13 protein-coding genes are annotated in these 16,516 nt (G+C 60.4%); 4 read left to right on the top strand and 9 right to left on the bottom strand.

From position 1 onward, the window contains the following. The first annotated feature begins 2 nt into the window (after positions 1-2). The gene (locus tag CS1BSM3_RS09950; protein WP_072386900.1) at positions 3-1,130 is read left to right on the top strand and encodes an ABC transporter permease; all 1,128 of its coding nucleotides are present in this window, start codon (positions 3-5) and stop codon (positions 1,128-1,130) included. A 129-nt stretch (positions 1,131-1,259) separates the two neighbouring features. On the opposite strand, the gene CS1BSM3_RS09945 is transcribed toward CS1BSM3_RS09950, so the two are convergent. From CS1BSM3_RS09945 to CS1BSM3_RS09925, 5 genes are all read right to left on the bottom strand, one after another. Beyond that, the gene (locus CS1BSM3_RS09945; protein ID WP_072386899.1) at positions 1,260-1,754 is read right to left on the bottom strand and encodes an RpiB/LacA/LacB family sugar-phosphate isomerase; all 495 of its coding nucleotides are present in this window, start codon (positions 1,752-1,754) and stop codon (positions 1,260-1,262) included. A gap of 99 nt (positions 1,755-1,853) precedes the next feature. After that, positions 1,854-3,806: a heavy metal translocating P-type ATPase gene (locus CS1BSM3_RS09940; protein WP_244540473.1), complete on the bottom strand. Its 1,953-nt coding sequence runs from the start codon at positions 3,804-3,806 to the stop codon at positions 1,854-1,856. A 368-nt stretch (positions 3,807-4,174) separates the two neighbouring features. Next, positions 4,175-5,086: a carbamate kinase gene (arcC, locus tag CS1BSM3_RS09935; RefSeq protein WP_072386897.1), complete on the bottom strand. Its 912-nt coding sequence runs from the start codon at positions 5,084-5,086 to the stop codon at positions 4,175-4,177. Positions 5,087-5,257: 171 nt separating this feature from the next. Beyond that, entirely contained in the window at positions 5,258-5,917 is a 660-nt protein-coding gene (locus CS1BSM3_RS09930; RefSeq protein ID WP_072388039.1) for a methyltransferase family protein, read from the bottom strand. Positions 5,918-5,937: 20 nt separating this feature from the next. Further along, positions 5,938-6,183 carry a DUF2933 domain-containing protein gene (locus CS1BSM3_RS09925; protein WP_072386896.1) on the bottom strand — a complete coding sequence of 82 codons (246 nt, stop codon included), beginning with the start codon at positions 6,181-6,183 and terminating at the stop codon, positions 5,938-5,940. Between the two features lie 1,494 nt (positions 6,184-7,677). Here CS1BSM3_RS09925 and CS1BSM3_RS09920 point away from each other — a divergent pair. Beyond that, positions 7,678-8,592, top strand: a complete 915-nt coding sequence (locus CS1BSM3_RS09920; protein ID WP_244540472.1) for a Crp/Fnr family transcriptional regulator — start codon at positions 7,678-7,680, stop codon at positions 8,590-8,592. Positions 8,593-9,220: 628 nt separating this feature from the next. Here the strand turns inward: CS1BSM3_RS09920 and CS1BSM3_RS09915 are convergent. From CS1BSM3_RS09915 to CS1BSM3_RS09900, 4 genes are all read right to left on the bottom strand, one after another. Beyond that, complete coding sequence (locus CS1BSM3_RS09915) at positions 9,221-9,892, bottom strand: DUF6629 family protein (RefSeq protein ID WP_072386895.1); 672 nt, start codon at positions 9,890-9,892, stop codon at positions 9,221-9,223. 92 nt (positions 9,893-9,984) lie between these two features. Continuing rightward, the gene (locus CS1BSM3_RS09910; RefSeq protein ID WP_072386894.1) at positions 9,985-13,146 is read right to left on the bottom strand and encodes an efflux RND transporter permease subunit; all 3,162 of its coding nucleotides are present in this window, start codon (positions 13,144-13,146) and stop codon (positions 9,985-9,987) included. After that, positions 13,143-14,576 (bottom strand): efflux RND transporter periplasmic adaptor subunit, encoded by a 1,434-nt coding sequence (locus CS1BSM3_RS09905; RefSeq protein WP_083528487.1) that lies wholly within the window; start codon positions 14,574-14,576, stop codon positions 13,143-13,145. The genes CS1BSM3_RS09910 and CS1BSM3_RS09905 overlap by 4 nt, the downstream gene beginning before the upstream one ends. 7 nt (positions 14,577-14,583) lie before the next feature. Next, entirely contained in the window at positions 14,584-14,979 is a 396-nt protein-coding gene (locus tag CS1BSM3_RS09900) for a FixH family protein (RefSeq protein WP_174263668.1), read from the bottom strand. A gap of 167 nt (positions 14,980-15,146) precedes the next feature. Between CS1BSM3_RS09900 and CS1BSM3_RS27930 the strand changes: the two genes are divergently transcribed. Together CS1BSM3_RS27930 and CS1BSM3_RS09890 are read left to right on the top strand one after the other, a co-directional pair. Next, positions 15,147-15,428 carry a hypothetical protein gene (locus CS1BSM3_RS27930; protein WP_143149139.1) on the top strand — a complete coding sequence of 94 codons (282 nt, stop codon included), beginning with the start codon at positions 15,147-15,149 and terminating at the stop codon, positions 15,426-15,428. Between the two features lie 155 nt (positions 15,429-15,583). Further along, the gene (locus CS1BSM3_RS09890; protein ID WP_072386891.1) at positions 15,584-16,348 is read left to right on the top strand and encodes a sensor histidine kinase; all 765 of its coding nucleotides are present in this window, start codon (positions 15,584-15,586) and stop codon (positions 16,346-16,348) included. Positions 16,349-16,516: the final 168 nt, after the last annotated feature.

Here is a 16,516-nt window from a genome sequence, read left to right as displayed (position 1 = left end):
CGATGCGACGCTGGATGGAGAACGCCTTCCGCCTCGGAATTAAGGAGTTCGCAAGCCTTTCGCGCGACGTCGTGATGGTCGTGCTGATCGCCTACGTCTTCACATTTGCGGTCTATTCCGAGGCGACGGCGATGCGCACGGATGTCAACGATGCCAAGGTAGCGGTCATCGACGGCGACCGCTCGACCCTCTCGGGTCGGATCAAAGACGCGCTCCGACCACCGCACTTCCGCCCTCCGGTCGAAATCGATCGCTCGAGCCTCGACCGCTTGATGGACAAGGGCGTCTTCATTTTCATTCTCGACATCCCGCATGGACTGGAAGCCGACTTCCTGGGCGGTCGCAACCCGGCCATTCAGGTCAATGTCGATGCCACCACCATCTCCCAGGCGGGCGTCGGAACGGCCTACATTCAGGAGATCATAGCGCGGGAAACGGCCAGCTACCTCAAGCACGACCGTGCCGAGACACTCGTTCCGGTCAACACCGTGATCCGAGCCATGTTCAACCCCAATCTCGAAGCGCTCACCTTTACGTCAAGTATGGGCGTCATCAACAATGTCACCATTCTCGCCATCATTCTGGTCGGCGCCGCGGTGATGCGCGAAAGAGAGCATGGCACGATCGAGCATCTTCTCGTGATGCCGGTAAGCGCCAGCGAGATCATCGCGGGAAAGGTCTGGGCGAACGGTCTGGTCATCCTTCTGGCAGCTGCGTTCTCGCTTCATGTCGTAGTTGAAGTCGTTCTGCGCACAAGGATTGTCGGCTCGATCGAACTGTTTCTCGTAGGGACGGCCATCTACCTCTTCGCTGTCACGTCGCTCGGCATTCTGCTCGCCACGGTCGCGAATTCCATGCCCCAATTTGCGCTACTCTCGATCCCGGTCTTCGTTTTGATGTTCCTGCTGTCCGGCGCCTTCACGCCGTTCGAGAGCATGCCGCGAGCCCTTCAGGCGATTATGGACCTCTCACCGTCAACGCACTTCGTGCGCTTCGCGCAAGCAGTTCTTTACCGCGGCGCTGGCATCGACGTCGTTTGGCGCGATCTTTTGATCATGGTCGGGCTTGGCGCTGCCTTCGTTGTCGTAGCCCTCTATCGCTTCAAGGCGATGCTCGCGCGCCAGTCGTGAGCATCGCATTCGCTGGAGCGCGGGCTGGCCATAGCAAGCGCGACGAGAGTGAGCCAGCCGAGCTACGACCAAACCGATGCCCTCGACGAGATTTATGAGAAATCCAGTTTTCTCTTCCAAGCAAGATCACTACGAAATTTGATCTATCTGAGTGACCCTGCGTGCATGGCGCGCCTCTCCTGGAAACGGTGCTGAGAGCCAGCGCGTGACGGCCTCTTTGGCTTGATTGAGTGTGAGAAACCGAAGGCCCAGGGAGAGCGCGTTCGCATTGTTGTGCTCGCGCGTCGACATGAGAATATCCAGATGCTTTCCGGAAGCGTCCACTTGCTCGATTCCGGGGTCACCATAGTAGAGTGCACAGCGAACGCCTTTGAACCTGTTCGCTACGATGGCTTCGCCTTGCCCCGAAGCCCCGGCAACGATTGCACGACTGTCCTTTCCTTCCGCAACGTCGTCCGAAAGTTTTTTTGCCGCAACGGCAATGATTGCCGGGTAGTCGTCCTGCGGATCGTTTGCTAAGGCACCGCAGTCTTCAACCGCAAACTTGAGTTGATCGCGGACATATTCGACAAGCTTGTTCTTGGCTTCAAACCCAGCATGGTCGGAGGCGAAATACACTTTCATAGCGAAATCTCACTTCCCGCCCTAGACAAGGCTGATCGGATCAAATCATTCACAACGGCGCGGCCGGCTGTCGCGACAGCACGAAGCTGCGGGCCGCCATCAGGCGTGCCTCCGGTAGAACCGCAGGAACTGCGCATTGATGGCAACGATGATCGTGCTCGCCGACATGAACACTGCGGCGACAGCCGGCGTCATCATGAAGCCTGTGCCGAAGGTGATCCCGGCGGCCATCGGGATGGCTACGGTGTTATAAGCCGTAGCCCAGATGAGGTTCTGCACCATCTTACGATAGGTAGCGCGTGACAGACCGAGGATCGCGGCGACGTCGCGGGGATCGCTTTTAACAAGAACAACGTCAGCCGACTCAACAGCCACATCGGTACCGGCGCCAATGGCGACGCCCAGATCTGCCTGGACGAGCGCCGGTGCGTCGTTGACGCCGTCGCCAACCATCGCCACCGAAAGGCCACGGGCCTGAAGCTCTTTGATCTTGTCGGACTTCTGGTCGGGAAGTACCTCGGCGAAATATTCTGCGATCCCTAGCTCCTTCGACACGCTCTCGGCGACGCCTTTCGCATCGCCCGTCAGCATGACGGATCTGATGCCGAGCCGCGTCAGTTCGGCGATCGCATCTTTGGATTCCGGGCGAACGATGTCGGCGAGCGCGAATAGCGCACGCGGTTTGCCGCTGCGCACAAGCGCCACCACCGTCTTGCCCTGACCCTCCAGCTGCTTCAGCTTCTCGTGAGTGATGGGCTTGCCCTGCCGGGCGAGATGGCCGGGACTGACGATGCGAATATCTTGTCCGTCAACTTTCGCCACGATACCTTCGCCGGTGATATTGCTCACCTCGCTGGCTTTCGGAATGGTCAGGTTTCGGCGCTTCGCTTCGGCGACGATCCCGTGTGCGATCGGGTGCTCGGACTGGTTCTCTGCGGCGGCTGCGAAGCTCAGTTCTGTGTTCTGGTCGCCGCCTGAGAGCAGGACGATGTCGCTGACGCCGAAGCGGCCTTCCGTCAATGTGCCGGTCTTGTCCAACACCACCGCTTGTAGATTCCGCGCACGCTCGAAAGCGGCGCGGTCGCGGATCAGAAGACCGTTGCTGGCGCTGAGCGATGTGCTGACGGCGACCACGAGCGGAACAGCGAGGCCGAGGGCATGCGGGCAGGCCACCACCATCACCGTCACCATGCGCTCAAGCGCGAATTCGAGCGGCGCGCCAAGCCAAAGCCACCAGACAAAAAGCGTCCCGAAGCCAACGACGAGGGCAATGTAGGTCAGCCAAGCGGCCGCCCTGTTGGCAATGTCCTGGGTGCGCGAGCGTGTCGCCTGCGCCTTCTTCACGAGATCGATGACCTGAGCGAGATAGGTCGAATCGCCCGTTGCCGTTACTTTGATGGTGACGGCGTTGGCGCCGTTGATCGCCCCGCCGATAGCTGTCGCGCCGACCGCCTTGGTGACGGGGCGTGACTCGCCCGTCAACATTGCTTCGTTGAAGCCTGACGACCCCTCGACGATCTCGCCATCCACCGGCACCTTGGCGCCTGGGCGAACAATGACGCGGTCGCCCGGCTTGAGATCGGAGATCGGTACCTCGTGTGTCGTACCGTTGGCGTCGATCCGCGTCGCGCTGTCCGGCAAGAGACGAACGAGCTCTTCCAGCGCGCGTGACGCGCCCATCACCGAGCGCATCTCGACCCAGTGGCCGAGCAGCATAATGGCAATGAGGGTGACCAGTTCCCAGTAGAACGCTTCGCCTGGAAAGCCGAACGTGACCGCCGCAGAGAAGAAGTAGGCCGCCGAGATCGCCAGCGCGATCAGGGTCATCATGCCGGGCTGCCCCTTGCGCAACTCGGAGAAGAAGCCTGTCAGGAATGGCCATCCGCCGTACAGATAGGCGACGGTTGAGAGCACGAAGAGGACCAGGCCGTCCCCCGGAAAGGACAGGAGCTCCGTGAGCCCGAGCCAGTGCCGGATCATCGGCGAGAGCAACAGTACCGGAGGCGTCAGGACCAGGGTAACCCAGAACCGACGACGGAAGTCAGCGACCATGGCACCGTGGTCGTGACCGGCGTGCTCGGAATGGCTGGACCCGGCCGCCGCTACGATCTTGGCTGCGCCGTGATGGCCGTCATGGGGCGACTCGCGACCTCCATGCTGGTGATGATCATGATGGCCGTGATGGGAGTGCGGTGAGCTCATTCTTTTTCGTCCGTCAGGTGGCCCAGCCAGTTTCGTCACGGCGCGCCACAGGGTTTCTGCCGCACTGATGATAGATGGGAAGCGACAACATCCTCGTGGTGAACCTCGCCCCGACGCACCTTGGGATCTTTAATCCAGATCAAGTTCAGGCTACACGTCGCCTCAGCGCGCTCGTCAGAGCCCTGGGCAAGGTTGCAGAGTAAAGGCACCAACGAAGCTTATGCTAACTTGACGACCGTCCCGGCGTTGCCCTCCAGGATCGCGCGTGCGTCTTCCAAGCGTCCGATGCCCGCTATGCTACCGGGCGTCTCAGCGAACTGGCATGCCGCCTCCACCTTTGGCCCCATGGACCCAGGTGGAAATTGATGAGCCGACAGTTCTGTAGGGTGAGCCACCCGAATGGGGCGTTGTTGGGAAGTCCCCCAGCCGAGATAGACGGCATCCACATCCGTTAGCATCAGCAATGCATCGGCGGCCAGGTCCGCGGCGAGCAGTCCGGCAGCGCGATCCTTGTCGATGACAGCCTCAACGCCCTGAAGATTGCCAGACGCGTCGCGCACGACGGGAATTCCGCCGCCGCCGGCGCAAATGGTCACAACCTTGGCGGCGACGAGCATACGGATCACTTCGATCTGGACGATCCGCTTCGGCAAAGGGGACGAGACCACCCGGCGCCAGCGGCCCGACGCCTCCTCGACCATAGGCCAGCCATGAGCGGTGCGCGCTTTCTCAGCTTCCTGCGCTTGATAAACCGGACCGATCGGCTTCTCGGGGCGGCCGAATGCGGGATCGCGGAGATCCACCTCGATGTGGGTCAGCAAGGTGGCCAGCCGTGTGCTCGGAGGAAGCACATTGGCCAATTCCTGCTCGATCATGTAGCCGATCATACCGATGCTCTCGGCGCTGATGACGTCGAGCGGGTAAGGCGGGACCTCCTTGAGCGCCGCGGCCTGGAGGGCGAGCAATCCCACTTGTGGACCGCTTCCATGGGCCACGATGATGTCATGGCCCTTGGCAAGGTCAGCCAGAGCCACGGCCGCCTTGCGCACATTGGCGCGCTGGGCGTCGGCACTCATGGGCTCTCCGCGCTTCAGCAGCGCGTTACCGCCAAGCGCAACAACGACACGCATGATCAGACCTCGAGCGTGGGAGCGGCCAGCGCCGGTCGGCAGAAACTCCTGTGTGGGCCGAAAATCCGGCCCTTCCCAGGAGCCCCGTCCGCGACCCGCCGCTCTCTATGACTGAATAGATGGCCCGCCGAGACCTTGACCGATGAGAGTCGAAAAGTGGCTTCGGCAAGTTTAATCACCCGCCGGCTTGGTGCGCTGCGCCGACAGCCGCGGGATGAACGCTGGCACTTCTCGCATATAGCGCGCATAGGCATCGCCAAATTCGGCAAGCGCCTCTCGTTCCTCATGCTTGGAAAGCCGCCAATACATGAAGACCAGGATGGGGAACATCGCGAGCGTTAGCAAGGTTGGCCACTGCAGTAGAAACCCAAACATGACGAGGACAAAACCGACATACTGCGGGTGCCGGACGCGCGCATAGACACCCGTAATTGCGAGCTTATGCTGCCGCTGGGCCTCATAGAGCGCCTTCCATCCAGCGGAAATCAGGATGAAGCCGCCACCGATGAAAACAAAGCTGAGAATGTGGAACGGCCCAAAATGCGGATTGCCGCGCCAACCGAACAGTTCTTCGAGCAGGTGGCCGGCGTCATGCGAGAACCAGTCAACGCCAGGATAGCGCGACTGCAGCCAGCCGGAGAGCAGGTAGATCGTCAAGGGAAAGCCGTACATCTCGGTGAAGAGCGCGATGATGAAAGCGCTGAAAGCACCGAAGGACCGCCAGTCCCGAGGCGTTGTCGGCTTAAAAAAGCTGAACGCAAAGAAGATGAAGATGATGGAATTCAGAAAAACGAGAGACCAAAGACCGTAGGCGGGAATATTGTCCTGCATGGGGCGCTCTGCTTGAACCATCAATGCTGGTGCGGTGATCGACCAGGCGGTGATGCGGATGAATTTCCATCGCCACCACGCCCTCCGTGCCCTCCATGCATGAACACGTGCAGCAGAGGGCAAGCAAGGATGATAATCCAGGGTAGCCAGCCCAGAAGATGGGCACGATGTTCCGCGATCAGGTAGAAGGCGCCGATCGCCAGGAAGCCGTAGAGCGCAATGTTCGCGGCGCTAAAGCGGCTCGGTCGTTGTTGCTGGTTATTCATGTGATCGGTGTCCGGTTTCGTGACTGGGTCGCCCTGATAGGGACATTGCGAATTGTCTATTCCGCGAGCTCGAAGGGCCACCGCTGTGAGATGGTTGGCAAAGAGCGCTCAGCTCACGTGCGAACGTAATCCGCCAGCAGCGCTGGAGACTTTAATCTCAGTTAAAGTGCTGTCGGCGCAGCTCGGAGCCAACCGCAGCACAAATTGGCCCGGACCAGGCTAGTGCTTGTCTGTTCGTCGCGGCCGGGAGCCTTTGTCCGGTGCTACGTGTCGCGGTCGCCTCGCGCTGCGAGGAAAAGCGCCAGGCCGAAGGGGATCGTCGTTGCCCTGAAGCGCACAGGCGGATGGCAAGGCATCAAACTCGCGGACAAGGCTTGCTACCGACCGTGCGCACGACCCGACGCGGACGTCGATGCCAGACGCGACAAGCCGCTCTCGCACAGCACCCGCAATAAAGCCGCAGACGAGCCTAGTGGCGCCACTTGAGAGGATAAGGTCGCAGGTGGACTCGTTAGTTCGCGCCCGGTTCGGACGAAAATTCCGAGCCGGCACGTCCGGGTCGACCAAGAGCAAGCCGTCGCATTTCGCAAAGAACGGACTCAGCATAGTCTTTTGCCGGCTGCGCGATACGAGCAGCGCGACGCAGCGCATACGATCTGCCGGCGTCGGGGCTATCGTTGGCATTTCCGATCCGCAGGACACGTCCGGGACGATTCAGTGAGCACACTGCAGCCGTCCGCACTTTAATCTCGATTAAACATAGAGTGAGCGGCGACAAGAGCCATCAACCTACACTGGGGATGGAAGCAGGTGGTCGAATGCCGCTGCTAGCGGTGTTCGCGCGGTTGATCTCAGTCAATACGCATTGGACCGGAGTATGATCTGCTCAAAAGGTCGGCTCCTTTCGCGGGATATAGATCATTCGGCGTGTGCGGATGCGGACACCAACCGATGAAGGCCTGTAAGGCGAGCGCATGCTCAGGGTCCTGGCGTTGCTGATCTTCTGCTTGGTCTCCTTGCTGGCTCAAGGGGCGCCGGCGCTGGCCCATCCGAATCATGCGCACCAAGCTAAGTCGCAAAATCGCACAATCCACGCGGAACTGCGAACCTCTCCGTTGGACGGAGGAAACTGCTCATTCCATCACGGCCGCTGCTGCAAAAGTATGTGCGCCTCCTGTTATTTGCCGATGCCGCCCCAGCAGCAAGGCGTCATCGACATTCGGCTCGCATCATCAACGGTGCTGCCTTCGCGCGATGACCTCACCCCGCTGATCCTGCCGGGCGGAGACCCCCCAATACCACGACCTTGCGGTCTTTAAGGGCCACCCAGCATTCCGTAGTCCCCTATTTCATCCGGGGATGACTGAGCTCGGCTGTGCTCACTGAGTGCCATGGCGCGCTAGTGCCCAGAGGCCTCGGGCACCTTTCACATCAGAGGATTGATTGGCTGCGCAAGCAGCCGCCGGAACGGGCCGAACGCCCGGGAGGTGTAATGTGGGCTTGGATCGAGCGTCTTTAACAGAAAAGGCAGCCCGGTCGCTCCGCCGCGACGATTGGGGAACCGTCGAGCGCGAGCGGATTGGACTGGTGTTACGTGAATCGTTGTTGGCTGACGCGGGCGGCGGAGCCCAGGCACGAGGCGATGAAGTGAGCCGGCGCCGGGGGCGCCGACAAGAGCCGCAGGACACCACGCCAGCAAGCGTGGCGGAAGGCGCGGCTATATCGACTGAGCAGCATAGGCTGATCGCCCGCTACCACTCAGGCGACCGCGAAATCGAGGCCGGCCGAGACCTGTTCAGCATAGGCTGGACGGGAAAATCGATTTTCAACCTGCTCCACGGCTGGGTAGCCGTCTACACGCTTCTCGAAGATGGTCGGCGGCAGATCGTCCAATTCGCGCTGCCGGGCGCTATCCTCGGGGTCCTGCCGTCGAGGCGTGGCTCGTCCACCATCGGCGCCCAAGCCCTGACGGATGTTACGGTTTCTGTCATCCCGGCGTCTGTCCTGGCCACACATGCGCGCACCGAACCGGAGATCTGCTTGCGGCTCGTCCAGTCACTGGCCCGCGATTGCAATCTGGCGTTCGATCATCTGACGAGCATCGGGCGGCGTTCGGCGCGCGAGCGAGTGGCGCATTTGCTCCTAGAGCTGTTCACGCGCTATCGCGCGCAGTGGCCAGGCAATCGGATTGAAGAAATGACGCTGCCACTGACGCAGGAACAGATCGGCGATGCCACCGGCCTGACTTTTGTTCACGTCAACCGCGTCTTGAGCGCGATGCGCAAGGAGGGGATTGTTCAGTTCCATTATCGTCGCCTGCGAATATTGGACCCCGATAGACTGATCGAGGTTGCCGGCGTGGATCCGGAAACAGCGTTGGGCTGGTTAGAGCGACGCCCGTGGACTTAGCTCTGGCCGTTCATGAACCACGCGCCAGACGAACATCCTCGAGCTGCGACGCCCACTCAAGCGCGCAGAGCCAGAAGCGCTGCAGAACCTCCTGTGCCGCATCGAGATCACGCAGGTGCCGTAGAAGGAACCAAGGTTTCTGCTGCTGTGCGACAGCACGGCAGAAAGAACATGCCTACTTATCCAATCGCGTCACCTGAGCTAACGCACCGGCCTGTCTCGGTTAGATTTGCCACTTTTCGTGGCCGGCGTTTTTTGTTGTTTGGGCGCTTTACTGACGGGCTTCTTGCTCTTCAGCGATTTCTTCTCCGGGTGGTGCGCATCATTCGCACTGGCCTGAGCTGTAATGGGTCCGATCAAACAGACCAAGGCGATCATGCCTCTAATTACTAAGTGCTTCATGCTTGGCTCCGCGTTCCACTTCTACCAACAAACAGTCTATGCGAGCTTGGCCCTTCTTCTTTAACTCCAATCAAAGATTGCTTGTGCGCTGGCTTGAGCGGAACTCGGACAGCCGGGGCGATACGGCCTCGTTTCCTACGGCAGCCCCCACGTTGGCTATTCTCTCTTGGATTGTGGCGGCGGTCGATGTCAGTCGCGGTGACGGGACAACCTTGCGACGCGCCCCCTAGGCGGGCTGGGTCAGAAGCGCGGGCGGCCGATACACAGTGTATAGTATGTAGGCCGACATGAGCGCACCGCCGAAACAGAAAGCGGAGATGTATGCGAACTGAAAAAACAGGAACACGACGACGACAACACCAATAATCAGAAATCCAAAGGTCCTGGCGCTCGGATTAGAGGACGAGACAAGCGGTGCAATCACGACGAAGAGATAGAGGGCATAAGTTGCTTCCCGACGCATGATGAAATCAAACAGGACTGTTCCCTCGTAGCTGATCGCATGTCTCAAGAATCGTACAATCAGCCAGTTCTCATGTGCGAAGTACGGAAAAAACTGCATCGCGCCGATGACTGCGCCGACAATTGAAAAGAGCAAATAGACGTGCCGCCGCTTGCACGGCTCCAAGAAGTATGCCGAGAAAGGCACCCATACCGGCCACGCCAGCCAAGCAAAGAACATGTAGCCCATGGCAAACGCTTCGATCGATGCCGCATTGCCAAGCACACCGCCCGTCCAGACAAACCCCTCGAACAGCTGCTGCAGGCCGAAGTAGACCGGCAGCGCTGCAAACGCCAAGTAGCGCCGGTCCGTTTGGTAGGCTCGTCGAAGGCCGAGCACACCCGCTGGTACGAGGACTGCCGCTGCCGTGAAACTCGCCTCAGCGGAAAAGCACATAGAGTCACTCCATCCTTGGCGCTCCCTGAGAACGTCAGTGCAACGAGATACCCAGCTACTCAGACAGCAGCAAGATCAATATCGTCGAACGCTCACACATCGCGCACCACTGCCGACGACGGTATTGGCCAATCTCTCTCCCGCTGACGCACACCATGACCTTTGACGACGGCGTAGATGGCAGGAATCACGACAAGCGTCAGAACCGTCGACGACAGCATGCCACCGATCATCGGCACCGCGATGCGTTGCATCACTTCCGAGCCCGTCCCGGTGCTCCACAGGATTGGGAGCAGACCAGCAACGATCGCGCACACGGTCATCATCTTGGGGCGCACGCGCTCCACCGCGCCCTCCATGATCGCCGCGTTCAGATCGTGATGTGAGAACGTACGACCTTCTCGTTCGGCGCGCACTCTGTGCTCGCTGAGCGCGTGGTCGAGATAGATCAGCATGATCACGCCGGTTTCCGCTGCGACGCCTGCAAGGGCGATGAACCCCACAGCAACCGCGACAGACATGTTGAAGCCGAGCCACCACATCATCCAAAGGCCGCCGATCAAAGCAAAGGGGAGCGACAGCATCACGATCAGCGTTTCGGCAATGCGCCGGAAGTTGAGGTAGAGAAGCAGAAGAATGATGATGAGCGTCAATGGAACCACGATGGCGAGGCGCTGCTTGGCGCGCTCGTAGTATTCGTACTGGCCACTCCAGACCGCGTGATATCCCGGCGGAAACGTCACTTTCTCGGCCACGGCCTTGCGCGCCTCGCTGACATATCCGCCAAGATCGCGGTCACGCACGTCGATATAAATGTACGCAGCGAGTTGCGCGTTCTCAGTGCGGATCGAGGCCGGCCCCTGCGTGATCCGCACATTGGCGACTTGGCCCAGCGGGATGGAAGAGCCGTTGGCGAGCGGCACGAGCGTCTCGCGAGCGATCGCCTGCGGATCGGACCTGACATCGCGCGAATAGCGCAGGCTGACCCCGTACCGTTCGCGGCCCTCGACCGTGGTCGTCACAGTCTCGGCACCCAGAGCCGTGGCAATCACCTGCTGCACGTCGCCGACCATCAATCCGTAGCGTGCCAACTGCGTCCGGTCCGGTTCGATCTCCAGGTAGTAGCCGGCGATGATGCGCTCGGCATAGGCACTCGCCGTGCCGGCCACGCCCTTGATCGCCCCTTCGATGTCACGCGCAAGCCGTTCGATCACCTTCAGGTCCTGCCCCAGGACCTTGATGCCCAGCGGTGTGCGGATACCCGTCGCCAGCATGTCGATGCGCGCCTTGATCGGCATCGTCCAGGCATTCGACACGCCCGGGAACTGCAGAGCGCGATCCATCTCGTTGATAAGCTTCTCGAGAGACATGCCTTCCCGCCACTCACTCGGGTCCTTCAGGTTGATGATTGTCTCGAACATTTCCGTCGGTGCGGGATCGGTCGCCGTGCCGGCGCGGCCCACCTTGCCGAACACCGATTTCACTTCTGGGAAGCTCTTGATGATCCTGTTCATGATCTGAAGCAGCTCCGCAGCCTTGGTGATCGAGATTCCGGGCAGCGTCGTCGGCATATAAAGGAGCGTGCCTTCATTCAGGTTCGGCATGAACTCGGAGCCGATGCGCGTCGCCGGATAGGCCGTGACGGCGAGCAGCGCCAAAGCCATAGCGATGGTCAACATCTTCGCCCTCAGCACGAGACTGATGACCGGCCGATAGATCCAGATCAGGAACCGGTTCACGGGATTGCGGCGCTCGGGAATGATACGTCCGCGCACGAACAGCATCATCAGCGCCGGTACGAGTGTTATGGACAGAATGGCAGCCGCGGCCATTGCAAATGTCTTGGTAAAGGCCAGCGGCTTGAAAAGCCGCCCCTCTTGCGCCTCAAGGGTGAAGATCGGCAGGAATGACACCGTGATGATGAGCAGAGAGAAGAACAGCGCTGGCCCGACCTCACCGGCCGCTTCGATCAGCACCTCGCTGCGCGGTTTGTCGGGTGGGGCGCGCTCGAGATGCTTGTGAGCGTTCTCGATCATCACGATGGCTGCATCGACCATCGCACCGATGGCAATCGCGATACCCCCGAGGCTCATGATGTTGGAGGACAGCCCGAGCGCGTACATGCAGATATAGGCAATGAGCACGCCGAGCGGCAGGGTAATGATCGCGACAAGAGCGCTGCGTGCATGCAGCAGGAAGATCATGCACACCAGTGCGACAATGATGCTTTCCTCGATCAGCGTGGTCTTGAGCGTGGCGATGGCGCGGTGGATGAGCTCGGAACGATCATAGACAGGAACAATCTCCGTGCCGGCAGGCAGGCTCGACTTGATGTCGTCAAGGCGCGCCTTGACGTTCTCGATCACAGACAAGGCATTCTGTCCGTAACGCTGGATCGCAATGCCGGAAGCAACCTCGCCCTCACCATTGAGCTCGGTCACGCCCCGCCGTTCATCGGGTACCAGCTCCACACGGGCCACGTCGCGCAATAGGACAGGTGCGCCGCCTTCCGACTTGAGAACGATCTGCTCGAGATCCCGAACGCCGCGCAGGTATCCGCGCCCCCGCACCATGTATTCCGTCTCAGCAAGCTCGATGACCCGCCCGCCGACGTCCATGTTGGAAGCGCGGATCGCATCACGAAGCTTCGACAATGTCAGGTCGAACCCTTTGAGCCTGCGGGGGTCGACGATGACGGAATACTGCCGCACGAAGCCGCCGACGCTGGCCACCTCCGCTACGCCCTCGGCCTTCGCAAGCGCAAAGCGCAGCTGCCAATCCTGCGTCGCGCGGGTTTCGGCGAGCGTGCGGTTCGCCGCCATGACGGCGTATTGATAGACCCACCCCACGCCGGTCGCATCGGGACCCAGCGTCGGCGTTACACCCGCCGGCAGGTTGCGTGCCGCACCGGACAGGTATTCGAGCACGCGCGTGCGCGCCCAGTATATGTCAGTGCCGTCCTCGAAGATGACATAGACGAAAGACACGCCGAAAAACGAGAATCCGCGCACGATCTTCGAGCGAGGCACCGAGAGCATGGAGGTCGACAGCGGATATGTGACCTGGTCCTCGATCACCTGTGGCGCCTGACCGGAGTATTCCGTGTAGATGATCACCTGCGTGTCGGACAGGTCGGGCAAGGCATCGAGCGGCACGTTCCGCACGGCATAGATGCCTGCGCCAGTCGCCAGGACCGAGCCGATCAGGATCAAAAATAGATTCCGGCTCGACCACCGGATCAGGGCGGAAATCATGGCTTGGCCTCCGCTGCCGCGGGCTGGGTGAAGGCTTGCAAGGCCGCCTTGAGATTGCTTTCGGCATCGATCAGGAAGTTGGCAGCCGTGACGACCTCCTCACCTTCCGTCACGCCGTCGAGGATTTCGATATGGTCGTCGGCACGCATGCCCAGCTTCACGGGCCGCGGCTGAAACCGCCCCTCACCTTTGGCAACGATCACCACCTGCCGGTTGCCGCTGTCGATCACCGCTGAGGCGGGCACCGCCAGCCGCGCGGCTTCACCGGTACGTGCGCCGATTTCAACGTCGGCATACATTTCATGCTTAATGAGATGATCGGGGTTGTGCACTTCGATGCGCACTTTGGCGGTGCGCGTGCTCATATCGAGCTCGTGAAGCACGAATGTCACCCGTCCTTCGAAACTCTTGCCGGGAAACGCACGGAAGCTGACCATCGCCAGAGCCCCGATTTGCACGAGGCCCAGGTCCTGCTCCGCAACGTCGGCGATCACCCAAATGTTGGTCAGGTCGGCGATGCGGTACAGCTCCTCGCCGGCCTTGGCCATCTGACCTTCGATGACGCGCTTCTGCATCACGACCCCGGCTGTCGGTGCCGGCCAGTCGATCGACATCTGCGGGTTGAGGTCTTTGCGCAGGGCCTCGATCACCGAGTCGGGTATGTCAAGGTTCCTGAGCTTCTGAAGAGCTCCGCTCTCATTGCGTGATCCCCCATCAGCTCCGGCGCTCGTGCGATAATCAATTTGCGCGCTAACGATTTGCGGGCTGTAGAGGCGGAACAGTTTGTCTCCTGCCCGGACCTGCTTGCCTGTCTCGTTGACGTAGAGCTTCTCGATGAAGCCGTCGGCGCGCAGCGAAACGATGCGCAAGCTGCGTTCATCCGGCTTTGCGGTACCGGGTGAACGAACTGCCTGCACAAGGTTGCGGCGCTCCACGAGGGCCGTGCGCACGCCGGACCGCTGCACCTTGTCGAGACTTACAGTGACGGTGCTGGCGTCGTCCTCGCCTTCATAGACGGGAATGTAGTCCATCCCCATCCAGTCCTTCTTCGGCACCAGCGAGGTGTCGGCGAGCCCCATCGGGTTGCGGTAGTAGAGGAGCTTGCGGCTGCCGCCTTTGTCCTTGGCTGCCGGCCGGGGCTTGCTTTCTTTAAAATCGCCTTCCTGATCCTCGTAGACGGGGACAAAGTCACGGCCGTCCGGCGTCTTCTTAGGCTCAGCCGAGAAATCGGCGCTACCATCGGGGTGCTTCCAATACAGCACGGTGCGCGCGACTTCAGGCCCCGCGCCCTTTGCATCGGTGCCGTACGCCGTCTTCACCGGCTCACGGGCGGACAACGCTGGCCACGCACCGGCTCCTAATCGGTAGCCGGCGACGCCGCCTGCAAGGATCGCCAGCAAGGCGATCCCCGCTATCACGGTTCGAAACATGGCTGGCCTACTTCGTCTTGAAGACGACCGTGCCTTGCACGGTTTCAGCTTCGCCCGGCACCTTGGCCATCAGCTTGAAGGCCCAGCCGCCGGCCATTGTGAAGTCGGCCTTGAATTTGTAGATGCCCGGCTCGGCGGACGGCATAGCCGTGTGCTTGGCCGTCATCTCACCCATGCTGTCCGGCGACATGTCGAGACGCGTGCGAAACAGTACGGCCCCTTCTACCGGCTTGCCGGTCGCCTTGTTACGAAGCCGCACCGCGAATTCGCTGTCCTTGCCGTTGCGGACGTCGGCCGATACGGGCTCGAACACATAGTCGGCGGGCGCGGCATACGCGATGCGCGCGCCCAAGCCGACAGCCAAGACGGCGAGCAGCACCAAAAAGCGTGATCGGATAACCATTGCAGAATTTCCTTCTCGAGATTGTCTGCGCGAGGCTTCGCGCACGATAAATCCGTCCCAGACGGCGCCGCGAAAGCGCGGCTCGTTGGGACCTTTCGAGAAGTCAGATGCTAGGTGGTCGTGGCAGTGGTTCCGACCAATTGTCCGGCGGTTTACCGGGAGGCGCCTTGAAGAAGGCCACGTCCGGCTGGTCGATCAACACCACGCTGTTGGCGATCTCGCCGTTGAGCTTGAAACATTTGGCCAGGCAAAGATCGCCTTGGCACGGCGCCTTGGTATCGCAACAGCTGCAGTCTTTCGTGGTCTGCTTCGCCTTGCTCGGGCAATCGGGCATGTCCGCCATCTGGGCAACACAAACCAAAGTCGTTTCACGAGATTGCCAGCACCTGCAGCTATCAATACCAAGTCGCGTGCACAGAGCGCAGATGGAAAGCAGAGCCTATGGTTGAGACCTGCGGCGACCAACCGAGACTTCGATTTGCCGGCAGGTCCGAACCTTGAAGAGCTCGGACCTGCCGGCGAAGTCTAGCCTCTATTCGCCGCCGCCCATTTGCTGCATAAGGGACCGTCCGAGGTCCGCACTGCTGCCCGGACACTCAATCTGATGCAGGAGCGCATTCAACGACTCGTCGACGATCGGACGGCGTTTGCCGCCGCGATAGCTCACGATCTGGGAACACCGATTACTCGCCTTCATCTCCGTGCACATGAGATCGAAGAGGTAGCAACGCGCTCGCGGCTACTCGCCGATTTAGACCAAATGCGGCGTATGATCACCGCCACACTGGAGTTTGCTCGCCTCGAGTTTGCCGCCGAGCCAACCGAAAAGATTGACCTTGCTTCTCTGGTGCAAACCTTATGCGACGACTATGCCGATCTAGGTGAAGACGTTGCTGTGGAAGAACTGAAAGCGACTACAATCTTGGCCAAGCCTACATCGTTGCGCCGCGCGCTGGCCAACCTGGTCGACAATGCTTTGAAGTATGGCTTACGAGCCCGGGTCTCGCTCACCGCCACCGATAGGGACGCTCGAATCACCATCCAAGATGATGGGCCGGGAATACCGCCGGACCTGCGGGAAGAGGCGTTCAAGCCATTTCGCCGCATTAACCAAAATCACGCACACGTTGACGGTACCGGGCTGGGCCTGAGCATCGCACGTAGCATCATCACTGCGATGGGGGGCGAAATCGCGCTATCAAACGCCGGTCAGCGGGGCCTTACCGTCACAATAGTTCTGCCGTTATCCCTAAGGACACGCGATGAAATCCCGAGCGGCTCAAAGGTCGCGACGCACTGGGCACACCTGGGGATCAAATTTGGTTTGCGCGGCAATTCGATGGTTGACGATGAGCCACACCAATCCTAACTGCTTATGTGGAATCATTGTGCGCTCTAAAGAGGAGCTAGTTCTGCGCAGCCTTCCAAAATCGGTCGTCCTGCTCGCGACGCTGCTGTTGGCAGTTCTTGCCTTCAGCGTAAGCGTAAGTTCGGCGAGTGCCCATGGAGGACACCGGCATGGTGTAGCTGTTGGGGA

The sequence above is a fragment of the Hyphomicrobium sp. CS1BSMeth3 genome (genome assembly GCF_900117415.1).
Classification (GTDB): Bacteria; Pseudomonadota; Alphaproteobacteria; order Rhizobiales; family Hyphomicrobiaceae.
Note: the sequence above shows the minus strand (reverse complement) of the source record. Positions and strands in the feature narration are given on the sequence as shown.

Coding starts and splice junctions, on each gene's coding strand:
- CS1BSM3_RS09950 (WP_072386900.1), top strand. CDS start 3: ATGCGACGCTGGATGGAGAACGCCTTCCGCCTCGGAATTAAGGAGTTC.
- CS1BSM3_RS09945 (WP_072386899.1), bottom strand. CDS start 1,754: ATGAAAGTGTATTTCGCCTCCGACCATGCTGGGTTTGAAGCCAAGAAC.
- CS1BSM3_RS09940 (WP_244540473.1), bottom strand. CDS start 3,806: ATGGTCGCTGACTTCCGTCGTCGGTTCTGGGTTACCCTGGTCCTGACG.
- arcC (WP_072386897.1), bottom strand. CDS start 5,086: ATGCGTGTCGTTGTTGCGCTTGGCGGTAACGCGCTGCTGAAGCGCGGA.
- CS1BSM3_RS09930 (WP_072388039.1), bottom strand. CDS start 5,917: ATGCAGGACAATATTCCCGCCTACGGTCTTTGGTCTCTCGTTTTTCTG.
- CS1BSM3_RS09925 (WP_072386896.1), bottom strand. CDS start 6,183: ATGAATAACCAGCAACAACGACCGAGCCGCTTTAGCGCCGCGAACATT.
- CS1BSM3_RS09915 (WP_072386895.1), bottom strand. CDS start 9,892: ATGTGCTTTTCCGCTGAGGCGAGTTTCACGGCAGCGGCAGTCCTCGTA.
- CS1BSM3_RS09910 (WP_072386894.1), bottom strand. CDS start 13,146: ATGATTTCCGCCCTGATCCGGTGGTCGAGCCGGAATCTATTTTTGATC.
- CS1BSM3_RS09905 (WP_083528487.1), bottom strand. CDS start 14,576: ATGTTTCGAACCGTGATAGCGGGGATCGCCTTGCTGGCGATCCTTGCA.
- CS1BSM3_RS09900 (WP_174263668.1), bottom strand. CDS start 14,979: ATGGTTATCCGATCACGCTTTTTGGTGCTGCTCGCCGTCTTGGCTGTC.
- CS1BSM3_RS09890 (WP_072386891.1), top strand. CDS start 15,584: ATGCAGGAGCGCATTCAACGACTCGTCGACGATCGGACGGCGTTTGCC.